The organism is Streptomyces sp. NPDC053426, from assembly GCF_055585405.1.
The window spans coordinates 41,782-53,728 of sequence record NZ_JBVJKE010000023.1 but is presented as its reverse complement, the minus strand read 5'-3'; the positions used below and the strand labels follow the sequence as shown (position 1 = coordinate 53,728).

At 72.7% G+C, this 11,947-nt stretch carries 15 protein-coding genes; 10 read left to right on the top strand and 5 right to left on the bottom strand.

What is annotated here, in order from left to right; translation table 11 throughout:
- Positions 1 to 15: 15 nt before the first annotated feature.
- Positions 16 to 1,026: a DUF8017 domain-containing protein gene (locus ACZ62B_RS33930; protein WP_344561763.1), complete on the bottom strand. Its 1,011-nt coding sequence runs from the start codon at positions 1,024 to 1,026 to the stop codon at positions 16 to 18.
- 134 nt (positions 1,027 to 1,160) lie between these two features.
- On the opposite strand from ACZ62B_RS33930, the gene ACZ62B_RS33925 reads away from it, so the two are divergent.
- Together ACZ62B_RS33925 and ACZ62B_RS33920 are read left to right on the top strand one after the other, a co-directional pair.
- A complete protein-coding gene (locus ACZ62B_RS33925; protein WP_344562330.1) occupies positions 1,161 to 1,598 on the top strand; it encodes a DUF4442 domain-containing protein in 438 nt (145 codons plus the stop codon).
- 76 nt (positions 1,599 to 1,674) lie between these two features.
- Complete coding sequence (locus ACZ62B_RS33920; RefSeq protein WP_469693266.1) at positions 1,675 to 2,307, top strand: DedA family protein; 633 nt, start codon at positions 1,675 to 1,677, stop codon at positions 2,305 to 2,307.
- A gap of 68 nt (positions 2,308 to 2,375) precedes the next feature.
- Here ACZ62B_RS33920 and ACZ62B_RS33915 read toward each other — a convergent pair whose 3' ends face one another.
- Positions 2,376 to 2,906: a gamma carbonic anhydrase family protein gene (locus ACZ62B_RS33915; protein ID WP_468890648.1), complete on the bottom strand. Its 531-nt coding sequence runs from the start codon at positions 2,904 to 2,906 to the stop codon at positions 2,376 to 2,378.
- Between the two features lie 115 nt (positions 2,907 to 3,021).
- Between ACZ62B_RS33915 and ACZ62B_RS33910 the strand changes: the two genes are divergently transcribed.
- The 3 genes from ACZ62B_RS33910 to ACZ62B_RS33900 all read left to right on the top strand — a co-directional run bounded on the left by ACZ62B_RS33910 (position 3,022) and on the right by ACZ62B_RS33900 (position 5,113).
- Positions 3,022 to 3,819 carry an acyltransferase gene (locus ACZ62B_RS33910; protein ID WP_468883325.1) on the top strand — a complete coding sequence of 266 codons (798 nt, stop codon included), beginning with the start codon at positions 3,022 to 3,024 and terminating at the stop codon, positions 3,817 to 3,819.
- Between the two features lie 108 nt (positions 3,820 to 3,927).
- Positions 3,928 to 4,500, top strand: a complete 573-nt coding sequence (locus ACZ62B_RS33905; RefSeq protein WP_468883323.1) for a helix-turn-helix domain-containing protein — start codon at positions 3,928 to 3,930, stop codon at positions 4,498 to 4,500.
- 55 nt (positions 4,501 to 4,555) lie between these two features.
- Complete coding sequence (locus ACZ62B_RS33900; RefSeq protein ID WP_344561770.1) at positions 4,556 to 5,113, top strand: YbaK/EbsC family protein; 558 nt, start codon at positions 4,556 to 4,558, stop codon at positions 5,111 to 5,113.
- A gap of 2 nt (positions 5,114 to 5,115) precedes the next feature.
- On the opposite strand, the gene ACZ62B_RS33895 is transcribed toward ACZ62B_RS33900, so the two are convergent.
- The gene (locus tag ACZ62B_RS33895; RefSeq protein ID WP_469693264.1) at positions 5,116 to 6,144 is read right to left on the bottom strand and encodes a cation diffusion facilitator family transporter; all 1,029 of its coding nucleotides are present in this window, start codon (positions 6,142 to 6,144) and stop codon (positions 5,116 to 5,118) included.
- A gap of 61 nt (positions 6,145 to 6,205) precedes the next feature.
- Here ACZ62B_RS33895 and ACZ62B_RS33890 point away from each other — a divergent pair, with 61 nt between their 5' ends.
- Positions 6,206 to 6,565, top strand: coding sequence for an ArsR/SmtB family transcription factor (locus tag ACZ62B_RS33890; protein WP_344561774.1), 360 nt, complete (start codon positions 6,206 to 6,208; stop codon positions 6,563 to 6,565).
- 13 nt (positions 6,566 to 6,578) lie between these two features.
- Here ACZ62B_RS33890 and ACZ62B_RS33885 read toward each other — a convergent pair whose 3' ends face one another.
- On the bottom strand, positions 6,579 to 7,802 hold the full coding sequence (locus ACZ62B_RS33885) for a 4-hydroxybenzoate 3-monooxygenase (protein WP_469693262.1): 1,224 nt from the start codon (positions 7,800 to 7,802) through the stop codon (positions 6,579 to 6,581).
- Positions 7,803 to 7,841: 39 nt separating this feature from the next.
- Positions 7,842 to 8,249, bottom strand: a complete 408-nt coding sequence (locus ACZ62B_RS33880) for a CoA-binding protein (protein WP_073934631.1) — start codon at positions 8,247 to 8,249, stop codon at positions 7,842 to 7,844.
- A 165-nt stretch (positions 8,250 to 8,414) separates the two neighbouring features.
- Between ACZ62B_RS33880 and ACZ62B_RS33875 the strand changes: the two genes are divergently transcribed.
- The 4 genes from ACZ62B_RS33875 to ACZ62B_RS33860 all read left to right on the top strand — a co-directional run bounded on the left by ACZ62B_RS33875 (position 8,415) and on the right by ACZ62B_RS33860 (position 11,906).
- Complete coding sequence (locus ACZ62B_RS33875; protein WP_382053494.1) at positions 8,415 to 9,167, top strand: hypothetical protein; 753 nt, start codon at positions 8,415 to 8,417, stop codon at positions 9,165 to 9,167.
- A complete protein-coding gene (locus tag ACZ62B_RS33870; protein WP_344561781.1) occupies positions 9,164 to 9,706 on the top strand; it encodes a SixA phosphatase family protein in 543 nt (180 codons plus the stop codon). Before ACZ62B_RS33875 ends, ACZ62B_RS33870 begins: the two co-directional genes overlap by 4 nt.
- Positions 9,707 to 9,734: 28 nt before the next feature.
- Positions 9,735 to 10,361, top strand: a complete 627-nt coding sequence (locus ACZ62B_RS33865) for a YigZ family protein (RefSeq protein ID WP_344561783.1) — start codon at positions 9,735 to 9,737, stop codon at positions 10,359 to 10,361.
- A gap of 84 nt (positions 10,362 to 10,445) precedes the next feature.
- Positions 10,446 to 11,906, top strand: coding sequence for a glucose/sorbosone family PQQ-dependent dehydrogenase (locus ACZ62B_RS33860; RefSeq protein ID WP_469693260.1), 1,461 nt, complete (start codon positions 10,446 to 10,448; stop codon positions 11,904 to 11,906).
- Positions 11,907 to 11,947: the final 41 nt, after the last annotated feature.

The window sequence follows — 11,947 nt, the reverse complement described above, 5'->3', positions numbered from 1 at the left end:
AGCCCTCCCGACCTGCTACGACCCCTGCGGTCCGTCCTCCGTCAACCGCACCGTGCTGAGGATCTTCTGCACGGTCGCGTCCGGGATCTCGTCCTTGACGCCCTTGGCGCCGTACAGGTTCCAGGTGACGAAGTCCCCGGCGCCGTTCTTGAAGGCGAACGTGATCGCCTTGCCGTCGCTGTCGCACTTGCCGTTCTGCGGAGTGTTCTCCGAGTGCGCGGTGATCACGCTGCCCTTGATGCCGGACGCCGTGGTGTACGCCTTCGGCTTCCCGTACTTGATGCTCTTCTTGTCGGGCTGCGTGTACCCGCCGTAGATCCACCACGGCACCCGGGTCTCGGCCGCCATGTCCGTGTCCTTGGCGCCGTTCTCGCCTCGGGTACCGGCGGTGGCGAGGGAGGTGCTCTCCTCGCGGCCGTCCTTGTTCTCGTCGCTCGTGCACCACTCGGACTTCAGGTACGCGGGGGCGGTGACGGTGGTGCGGCCCATCTCACCGTCCTTCTCCTCCCACTCGAAGCCCACGCTGGTGCCGGGTGTCTCGATCTCCCAGTCGGCGGGGACGTCGAACTTGGTGCCGAAGCGCGTGTTGACGACGACCTGCCAGCCCGGAACGGTCGCCTTCTCCCCCTCGCCGCCGCGCGGGTTGTCGTCCGAGGCGGAGGCGCTCGGTTCGGCGGAGGTGTCCTTGGTCGCCGTCGCGGTCGGCTTGGCGTCCGTCTTGCCGTCGGCCTCGTCGTCCTTGTCGCCGCCGAGCACCAGGAATCCGGTGACACCGGCGGCCACCACCACGGCCGTCGCCGCCACGATCGCCACCAGCTTCGTCCGGTTCCCGCCGCCCCCGCCCTGCGGCGGCTGCGGTCCGCCCGCAACGGTCTGCGCCCCCCAGCCGGGCTGCTGCTGGTACGGGCTCGGCTGCTGGTAGCCGGGCTGCTGGTACGGATTCGGCTGTTGGTACCCCGGCTGCTGGTACGGGTTGTTCGACTGCGGGTTCTGCTCGCCCCCGGGCGGCTGCTGTCCTGGCCACATGGGCAGCAACCCTAGCCGGGCCAGGGACACGATTGGGTCACCGCCCTTTGACGGGGACGTAGCAAACCGGATGCCGCGCGGCATGGCGAGTTGAGGCTACTCGCGGGTAACCTGCGTTCATGAGCGCAGACCAGATGTCCATCGGCGAGATGCTCGCCGCCACGGTGCCCATGGCCCGGACCCTCGACCTCCAGTTCCTGGAGACCACACCCGAGCGGGCCGTGGTGTCCCTGCCGGACCAGGCCGACTACCACAACCACGTGGGCGGGCCGCACGCCGGCGCGATGTTCACCCTCGGCGAGTCGGCGAGCGGCGCGATCGTGCTCGCCGCGTTCGGGGACCAGCTCGCGCGGGCCGTGCCGCTGGCCGTCAGCGCCGAGATCGCCTACAAGAAGCTGGCGATGGGCCCGGTCACCGCCACCGCGACCCTCGGCCGCCCGGCCGCCGAGGTCGTCGCCGAACTCGACGAGGGCGTGCGCCCCGAGTTCCCGGTCTCGATCGCCATCCGCCGCGAGGACGGCGCCGTCACCGGCGAGATGACCGTCGTCTGGACCCTGCGCCCCAACGGCTGACCGGCGGCGCGCCGGTAGGCTTCCCGTTCGTGCGCCCGGTCCGGGCGCACGAACGGCGGACCGGGAGGATCAGGCGTTGCACGTGCAGGAGTGGCTCGAGACCGTACCCGCGGTCGCCGTGTACGCCCTGGTGGGGCTGGTCATCGGGCTGGAGAGCCTGGGCATCCCCCTGCCGGGCGAGATCATCCTGGTCTCCTCCGCGCTGCTCGCCTCCCAGCACGGCGACATCGACCCGGTGGTCCTCGGCGCCTGCGCCACCGCCGGCGCGATCATCGGAGACTCGATCGGCTACGCCATCGGCCGCAAGGGCGGACGGCCGCTGCTGGCCTGGCTGGGCGCCAGGTTCCCCCGCCACTTCAGCGAGGGACACATCGCGACCGCCGAGCGCTCCTTCAGGAAGTGGGGCATGTGGGCCGTCTTCTTCGGCCGCTTCGTGGCCCTGCTGCGCATCTTCGCCGGCCCGCTCGCGGGCGTGCTGCGGATGCCGTACTGGAAGTTCCTGATCGCCAACGTCCTCGGCGGCATCGTCTGGGCGGGCGGCACCACCGCCGTCATCTACTACGTGGGCGTCGTCGCCGAGTCCTGGCTGAAGCGCTTCTCCTGGCTGGGCCTGGTACTGGCGGTGCTGATCGGCGCGGCGTCGATGCTGGTCCTGAAGCGCAAGGCGAGGAAGGCGACAACCCCGGAACCTGCCATCGCGGGTGACTAGAAGCGCCCCGAAGGGGCGCGGGGAACTGCGCGAGAAACCACAGCCAACCCGCGGCCCGCCGGCACCCCTTACCCCCCGTGCTCTTCCCGGTGAACCTTCGCCAACTCCGCATACATCGTCCCGTTGAGGGTGAGCCCCTCCCGCTCCTCAGAGGTCAGCTCCCGCCGCACCTTCGCCGGCACCCCCGCGACGAGCGACCCGGGCGGCACCCGCATCCCCTGCGGCACCAACGCCTGCGCGGCGACAAGGGACCCCGCGCCGATCACGGCGCCATTGAGCACGGTCGCCCCCATCCCGATCAGACAGTCGTCCTCGACGGTCGCCCCGTGCACCACGGCGTTGTGCCCGATGGAAACCCGCTCGCCCACGCTGACCGGAAACCCCGGGTCGGCGTGCAACGTGCAGTTGTCCTGCACATTGCTGTTCGCCCCGACGGAGATCCGCTCCACGTCACCGCGCAGCACCGCCCCGTACCAGACGCTCGTCCCCGCGCGCAGCGTCACGTCCCCGATCACCGAGGCCGTGGGCGCCACGAAGGCGTCCCCGTCCACCTTCGGCTCCTTGCCTCCGATACCCGTGATCAGCGCGCGGTGCGTCATCGCCCTCTCCTCCACACGACGTCGTAGACACCACGCACCGTACGCCAACCCGGTGGGGTGAAGATCACAGGGGCACCGGCCCGTCGGCGAGCCGCCCGCCGACTACGGTGAGCGGGTGCCGAAGCGCAAGAACACGTTCTCGTCCTGGCCGCGCCGCCTCGCTCAGCGCGCGGTCCACGCGGGCTGGGCCTGGGCCCAGCGCACGGGCTCGGTGACCGCCGAGCACCCGGGTCGCTTCCGCTTCGGGGCGATGGGAACAGGTACCAGGCTCGCCTTCCCGCTCGGCACGGTCTTCGGCGAGCCCTGGATCCGGATCGGCGCGCACTGCATCGTCGGCGAGCAGGTCACCCTCACCGCCGGTCTGATGCCCGGTCTCGACCTCGGCCCCGAGCCGATCCTGCGCATCGGCGACGGGGTCGTGCTGGGCCGCGGCAGCCATGTCATCGCCGACACGACGGTCACCATCGGCAGCGACTGCTACTTCGGACCGTACGTCTACGTCACCTCCACCAATCACTCCTACGACGATCCGCACGAGCCCATCGGCAAGCAGTGGCCGCGGATGGAGCCGGTGGAGATCGGCCCCGGCTGCTGGATCGGCACCGGCGCGGTGATCCTGCCGGGGGCGCGCATCGGGCGGAACGTGGTGGTGGCCGCGGGCGCGGTGGTCCGGGGCACGGTGCCCGACCACGCGGTGGTCGCGGGCGCCCCCGCCCGTGTCGTACGCCGCTGGACCCCCGCCGACGGCTGGCAGCCGCCGCTGCGCACCCCGGCGCCCGTACCGATCCCGGAGGGCATCACCCCGGAGCAGTTGCGGGCGCTGTCGGAGCTGGACGAGGAGGGCGTCGCGCGGCTCGCGGAACTGGACGAGAAGGACGTGGTCCGGCTCGCCGAGCTGGAGCCCGAGGGCTGAGCGGCCAATTCCAGTCGCAGTACAGTGCGGTGGACGATCGGGTTCACCCCATGGGAACCGGACACATGGAACCCTGTCGCCCATGATGCTGGACGAATTGGACGGAACGTGTCGGACCTCGACCTGCTGACCCAGTCCCTGGCGCGCAACGTCAGACGCTGGCGCACCGAGCGCGGCTTCACCCTGGACGCACTCGCCGCGCGGGCCGGTGTCAGCCGGGGCATGCTCATCCAGATCGAACAGGCCCGCACCAACCCGAGCATCGGCACGGTCGTCAAGATCGGCGACGCGCTCGGCGTCAGCGTCCCCACCCTGCTCGACTACGAGCGGGGCCCGAAGGTCCGGATCGTCCCCGCCGACCAGACCGTGCGGCTGTGGCACACCGAGGGCGGCAGCTACAGCCGGCTGCTCGCCGGCACCGAGGCGCCCGGCCCGCTGGAGATGTGGGACTGGCGGCTCATGCCGGGCGAGAGCAGCGACTCCGACCCGCACCCCGCGGGCACGGTCGAACTCGTCCACGTCACGTCCGGGGAACTGACCCTCACCGTCGACGGAGCGGAGCACCGGGTGCCGGCCGGCGCCAGTGCCTCCTTCGAGGCCAACACGCCGCACACGTACGGCAATCGGGGCGACGTCCCGATGGAGATGATCATGACGGTCTCGGTGCCGCCCGTGCACTGAGGCACCCTGTCGCGGTGCCGTCCGCGCATTGAGGCACCCCTGTTACGGTGCGGCCATGCGCGCACCCATCGGAGACTTCGACCACGCCACCCCCGCCCCCGACTGCCTCGACGAGCTGACCGCCCCGGTCGCCGCCGCCGTCCGCGCCTGGAGCGGCGGCGTCCCCGCCGACCGGATCCTCTACGTCGACACCGACCCGCGCTGGGCGGACACCGCCGTCTTCGTCGAGCACTACGGCCGGGAGCTGCTGGAGCGGTCGGCGAACTGCGTGGTGGTGGCGGGCAAGCGCGGCGGAGGGACCACGCTCGCCGCCTGTGTCGTCCTGTCCACCACCCGGCTCGACGTCAACGGCGTCGTACGGCGTCACCTCGGCGCCCGCAAGGCGTCCTTCGCCCCGATGGACACGGCCACGGGGGAGACCGGCATGGAGTACGGCGGCATCACCCCGGTCGGACTGCCCGGCGACTGGCCGGTGCTGGTGGACGCGGCCGTCGTGGACCTGCCGTACGTGCTCGTCGGCAGCGGCCGGCGGCGCGGCAAACTGCTGGTGCCGGGCAAGGCGTTCGCGGAGCTGCCCGGAGCGGTCGTACTGGAGGGGCTGGGAGCGGCCTGATCTCACCGCACCGCGTGGTGGGCGAGCGGCAGGTGCGGATCCGCCGCGCCGGGCACCGGCTCCGGGTCGGCGTGGACCAGGGCCGCGGTCAGCCGGGGGACGGCGTGCAGCAGCGCGTGCTCGGCCTCGACGGCGACGCGATGGGCCTCGCGCACCGTCGCCTCGCCGTCCACCACGACCGCCACCTCCGCGCGCAGCCGATGGCCGATCCAGCGCAGTCGCAGCTCACCCACCCCGCGCACCCCCGGAACCGCCGTCAGGGCCCGCTCGGCCCGGTCCACCAGCGCCGGGTCGACGGCGTCCATGACCCGCCGGAACACCTCCCGCGCGGCGTCCCGCAGCACGAACACGATCGCCGCCGTGATCGCCAGCCCCACCACCGGGTCCGCGTACCGCCACCCCAGGGCCGAGCCGCCGGCGCCCAGCAGCACCGCCAGTGAGGTGAACCCGTCCGTACGGGCGTGCAGCCCGTCGGCGACCAGCGCGGCCGAGCCGATGTCACGCCCGACCCGGATGCGGTACCGGGCCACCCACTCGTTGCCCGCGAACCCGACCAGCGCCGCGACGGCGACCACCGGGACGTGTGCGACGGGGCGCGGGTCCAGCAGCCGGTCGAGCGCCGTCCAGCCGGCGAAGGCCGCGGACGCGGCGATCGTCAGCACGATCACGATGCCCGCCAGGTCCTCGGCGCGCCCGTAGCCGTAGGTGAAGCGGCGGGTGGCGGCGCGCCGCCCCAGGACGAAGGCGATGCCCAGCGGTACGGCGGTCAGCGCGTCCGCGGCGTTGTGCACCGTGTCGCCGAGCAACGCCACCGAGCCCGACACGGCCACCACGGCCGCCTGCGCCAGCGCCGTCACGCCCAGCACCGCGAGCGAGACCCACAGGGCGCGCACGCCCCGGGCGGAGGACTCCAGCGCGGAGTCGAGCCTGTCGGCCGTCTCGTGGGAGTGCGGGGTGAGGAGATGGGCGAGGTGGTGGAGCGGTGAGGCCCGGTGGTGCTCGTGCTCATGGCCGTGGTGGCGGTCGCTCACGATCGTCCCCTTCCGGTGCGCGGGGTGGACGCGGCGGCGCCCACCCCGCCATTATGTGCGTATGAGCGCACGCATGCACCTGTCACCTGCGCACGATGAGCACCCGCGCACACCCGGCGAGGAGCACTTCGCGCTCGCGGCGGAGCTGCTCGCCCTGCTCGGCGACCGCACCCGGCTGACCCTGCTGCACGCCCTGACCGGCGGCGAGGCCGATGTCACCACGCTCACCGAGGCCTGCGGCGCGGCCCGGCCCGCGGTCAGCCAGCATCTGGCGCGGCTGCGGCTCGCGGGTCTTGTGGACACCCGCAAGGAGGGCCGCCGGGTGATCTACTCCCTGCGCGACGGCCACCTGCGGCGACTGGTGGACGAGGCGCTGAACGTGGCCGACCACCGGATCGGCGACCGGCCGCCGCACGACTGACGGGGCCGCGGCCTCAGTACCGGTCCGCCGTGCCCAGGTACTGCTCCGCGAAGGCGGCAGCGGCGGCGGGGGAGGAGAACAGGCGGCGCAGCCGCGCGAGCGTGGTGCCCGCGCGGAACGGGTCCCCCGCCGCGGTGCCGTGGTACAGCTCGGACAGCCACTGCGAGAACTCCTGGTAGTCCCACACGCGCCGCAGACAGGCCCCGGAATAGCCGGCCAGTCCGCTGTCGTCGCCTCCGGCGAGACGGGCGACCAGCGCGTCGCCGAGCAGGAACGCGTCGTGCAGGGCGAGGTTCATGCCCTTGGCGGCGATCGGCGCGACCAGGTGCGCCGCGTCCCCGGCCAGGAAGAGCCGCCCGAACACCATCGGCTCGGTGACGTAGTCGTGCATGTCCAGCACACGCTTCTCGACCAGCCGCCCCTCGATGAGCGGGGCCGCCCCGGCCGCCCCGAGCCGGCGCCGCAGCTGAGCCCAGACCCGCTCGTGCGGCCAGTCGTCCGGGTCGTCGCCGGGCGGGCACTGCAGGTAGTAGCGGGTCACCTCGGGGCTCCGGGGCATCTGACCGGCGAATCCGTCCGGATGGCAGCCGAACAGAACACAGTCGGCGGACGGCGGCGCCTCGGCGAGCAGGGCCAGCCAGCCGATGCCGTAGTCGTGCCGTGCCACCCGGGCCCGCTCCGGAGCGAGGGCGGCCCTGGTCACCCCGCGGGCTCCGTCGCAGCCCGCGACGAAGTCGCAGGAGACGACCTCCCGCCGGCCGGTCTCCGGGCAGACGTACGACACCGACGGACGGTCGCCGTCCAGGCCGTGCAGCCGTACGTCGCGCACACCGAACCGTACGGCTCCGCCCCGCACGTCCGCGTACTCCCGCACCAGGTCCGTCACCAGCAACGGCTGCGGATACACCCAGTGATGACTCCCCGTCAGCTCCTGGTAAGAGAAGCGGTACCGCTCCCCGTCGAAGCGGAACTCGCACGCGGTGTGCAGCCCGGCCCGCTCCAGCAGGTTCCGCGCGAGACCCCGCCGCTCCAGACCCCGTACCGCCCACTCCTCGAGCACCCCGGCCCGCGGCCGCCGCTCGATGAACTCCCGGCTCTCCGTCTCCAGGACCAGACACCCCAGACCGGCCGCCCGCAGGATGTTGCCCACGGTGAGCCCGGCGGGCCCGGCACCCACGACGACGACCGGAAAGCGTTGCGGGGAAAGGGAGTCGAGGTGGGGGGAACTCTCGTCCATCGCGCCATTATGGCGGCACGGCGCCCCCCGGGACAGGACCTAGCCGAGCCGGGGTATCTCGATCGCCGGGCAGCGGTCCATCACCATCTCCAGGCCCGCCGCGCGGGTCCGCTCGTAGGCCGCCTCGTCGATGACGTCGAGTTGGAACCACACCGCCTCGGCGCCCTTGGCCACCGCCTCGTCCGCGACGGCCCCGGCCAGGTCGCTGTTGACGAACACGTCCACGACGTCCACCTCGAAGGGGATGTCCGCGAGGGAGGCGTAGCCCTGCTCGCCGTGCACGGTCTCGGCCTTCGGGTGCACCGGCACCACGCGCTTGCCGAACCGCTGGAGCACCTGGGCGACGCCGTACGCCGCGCGCTGCCGGTTCGACGACAGGCCGACCACGGCCCAGGTGTCACCGAGTCCGGTGAGGATCTTGCGGACCGTCGCCTCGTCGCCGTACACCGTCGGCCTCCCGGGAGTCGTGAAAGAGCTGTCACCCCGCACAACGAAGCGGGACACGTGGTGATTCCCGGAACCGCCCGTCCTCCGCCGGGGGCGGTGGACTGTACCGGTCACCGGGCCGCCCGGCGCCGGGAACCGCACACGGCGACCCGAAAAGCGGCCCGGATACCTGCGTACGCCCGCTCACGCGCCTACGCTCGCCTCGTGCTGCGCATCACCGACGCCCGAACCGGCGAACCCGTGGACGCCGCCCCCGCCCGGCGGGGCCTGATCCGGGTCGAGGCCCACACCCGGGGGGCCGACCCGACGAACCTGCGTGTGCTGCTCGTCGCCGACCTGCTCGTGCGCGCCCTGGAACTGGGCGGCACGCCGGTCTGGGCGCTGCTCACCGGCGATCGGCAGCGGGCGGAACTCCGCGCGGCGGGCGCGGCCCTCGGGGTCCGGCCCTTCGAGGACGGCGGGGACGCCGGCACCGGCCTGGGCGAGGCCCAGGTGCTGCACGTGGTGGGCGAGGGCGGCGCGGCACCCGACGGAGTGCGCGTCGCCGTGGCCCCCGTGCACGGGGAGGCGGGCGGCGCCGACCCCGCCGCCCTGCGTCTGGCCCTGCTCGCCCGCCCCAGGAGCGAGCCCGTGACGGTCGGCCCGGCCGTCCTGGGCGACGCCGCCGACACCCTCGACCGCTGGCGCCGCGCGGTCGCCGACTGGGCACGACGGCCCTCGCGGCCGGTCCCCGACGCGGTACGCGCCGGTCTGCGCACCGCGTGGGAGGACGATCTCGACACGGCGGGCGTGCTGGGCGTCCTCCGCGCGGTGGAGACGGACCCCGGCCTGGCGGACGGCGCCCGCTTCGAGACGTACGCCTACGCCGACCGGCTGCTCGGCCTCGACCTCACCCGCGACCTGGGATCCCCGGCATGATCGAGCGTGCCGGGCCGGGACCGCTGCGCCGCCTGGTCGTCCTGCGCCACGCCAAGTCCGCCCGGCCGGAAGGCGTCACCGACCACGAGCGTCCCCTCGCCCCGCGCGGCCTCCGGGACGCCCCCGCCGCCGGACGCGCGCTCGCCGAGGCCGACTGCCTGCCGGGCCTCGCGCTGTGCTCCACCGCCGTCCGGGCCCGCCGCACCTGGGAACTGGCCGCCGCGCAGTGGGGCACACCCCCGCCGGTCCGCCACGACCCCCGCCTGTACCACGCCGACGTCCCCCGACTGCTGGACGTGGTGCGCGAGACACCGGCCGAGGTCGAGACGCTGCTGCTGATCGGACACAACCCGGGACTGGAGGACCTCGTCCTGACCCTGGCCGGCGACGGCCTGGACGACACCCTGGACCGCGTCCGCGCCAAGTTCCCCACCTCCGCGATCGCCGTACTGTCCTGGCGCGGCGCCGCATGGCGGGACCTCGCCCCGGGCGCCGCCCTCCTGACGTCGCTGACCGTGCCCAGGGGCGGGCGCCGGTAGCCCGCGCGGGGACGCATAGGCTGGCCGGATGCAGGACGAGTACCGCACCGTCGCCCGCGCGGGTGTGCACGAGACCGAGATCAACCGCTCCCGTTTCCTGTGCGCCCTCGCCCCGGCGGCCACCGAGCAGGAGGCGCAGGAGTTCGTCGCGGCCGTCCGCAGGGAGCACGCCGACGCCACCCACAACTGCTGGGCGTACGTCATCGGCGCCGACGCCTCCACCCAGAAGGCCAGCGACGACGGGGAGCCCGGCGGCACCGCCGGCGTCCCCATGCTCCAGATGCTGCTCCGCCGCGACATGCGGTACGTCGTCGCCGTCGTCACCCGCTACTACGGCGGCGTCAAGCTCGGCGCCGGCGGCCTCATCCGCGCGTACGGCGGTGCCGTCGGCGAGGCGCTGGACACCCTCGGCACGATCACCCGGCGCCGCTTCCGGCTGGCCACGGTGACCGTCGGCCACCAGCGGGCCGGCAAGGTCCAGAACGACCTGCGCGCCACCGGTCGCGAGGTGCGGGACGTGCGCTACGGCGAGGAGGTCACGATCGAGATCGGCCTCCCGGACGCCGACGTGGACGCCTTCCGCGCGTGGCTCGCCGACGCGACCGCCGGAACGGCCGGGTTCGAGCTGGGCGGGGAGGCGTACGGGGACGCCTGACGCCCGTCACCCGACCGGCGGGCACACGGAGTGACTACCGCGTCACAAGAGGTCAGTCTGCGTATGGGGGCGAAAGGAGCACTCATGCGTCGAACACGCCTCACACTGGCTGCCATACCGGCAGCTCTGGTCCTCAACATCGCACAGGGCGGAGTCTTCCCGGCGGGCGCCGGCGGTCCCACCGGGGGCGACGGCACCGGTACCGGTACGAGCGCCACCACGCTCAACGGATTCACCAAGCAGGTGGTCGCCACCGGACTGGCCGATCCCTACGAGATCATATGGGGGCCCGACGGCTTCCTGTGGGTGACGGAGAAGAGCGGCAAGAAGGTCACCCGTGTCGATCCGCGGACGGGCGCGAAGAGCACCGCCCTCGATCTGACGGAGAAGGCGGTGCACACCGAGGGCGCCCAGGACGGCGTGCTGGGCCTGGCCCTCCACCCGGACCTGCTCAAGGACGAGGGACGCGACTACGTGTACGTCTCGTACACGTACGACTCGAACACGTCGCCCGCCGAGGTCGACCAGCGGCTGAGGATCGACCGCTACACCTATGACAGCGGGACCAAAACCCTGGGCGAGCCGAAGAACCTGATCAGCGGCCTGGCCTCGGGCAGCGACCACCAGAGCGCACGGCTGCGCCACGGCCCCGACGGCAAGCTGTACTACACGATCGGCGACCAGGGGGCCAACCAGCTCCAGCACTACTGCGAGCCGAACCGTGCGCAGCGGCTGCCCACCAAGGAGGAGATCGAGTCCAAGGACTGGATCGCCTACCGGGGCAAGACCCTGCGGCTGAACCCGGAGGACGGCTCGATCCCCGCGGACAACCCCGTGCTCGGTGGCGTACGCAGCCACGTGTGGGCCTACGGGTTCCGCAACTCCCAGGGCCTGGACTTCGGGACGGACGGCACCCTGTACAACACCGACCAGGGCCCCAAGACCGACGACGAGGTCAACATCCTGACGAAGGGGACCAACTACGGCTGGCCCCACGTGGCGGGGTACCGGGACGACAAGGCCTACACGTTCAGCGAATGGTCCGCGTCCGCGCCGACCCCGTGCGCCGACCTCACGTTCAACGACCTGGAGGTGCCCGAGTCGGTGCCCCAGCAGAAGGAGACCGACTGGAAGGGCCGGTTCACCGAGCCCGTCCGCACCTTCGGGACGGTCGACAGCGGCTTCGACTTCTCCGACCCCAAGTGCGGCGAACTGGCCTACATCTGCTGGCCGTCGCTGGCCAACTCCAGCATCACGTACTACCCCGGGACCGGTGGCATCGCCGAGTGGCGCGACTCACTGCTCATGACCACCCTCAAGGACGGCTCGGTCTACCAGCTGAAACTCACCGACGGGGGCCAGGAGATCGCCGCGGTGAACCGGCTGTGGAAGGCGCAGAACCGCTACCGCGACATCGCGCTGAGCCCGGACGGCGAGTCCGTCTACGTCGCCACCGACTCCGCCGGCAACGTGCGCGACGCGAACGGAGCTCCCGCGACAGAGCTGGAGAACCCCGGAAGCATTCTCGTCTTCCGCCAGAAGTGACCGTCCGCCGCCCGGACCACGGTCCGGGCGGCGAAGGCTCC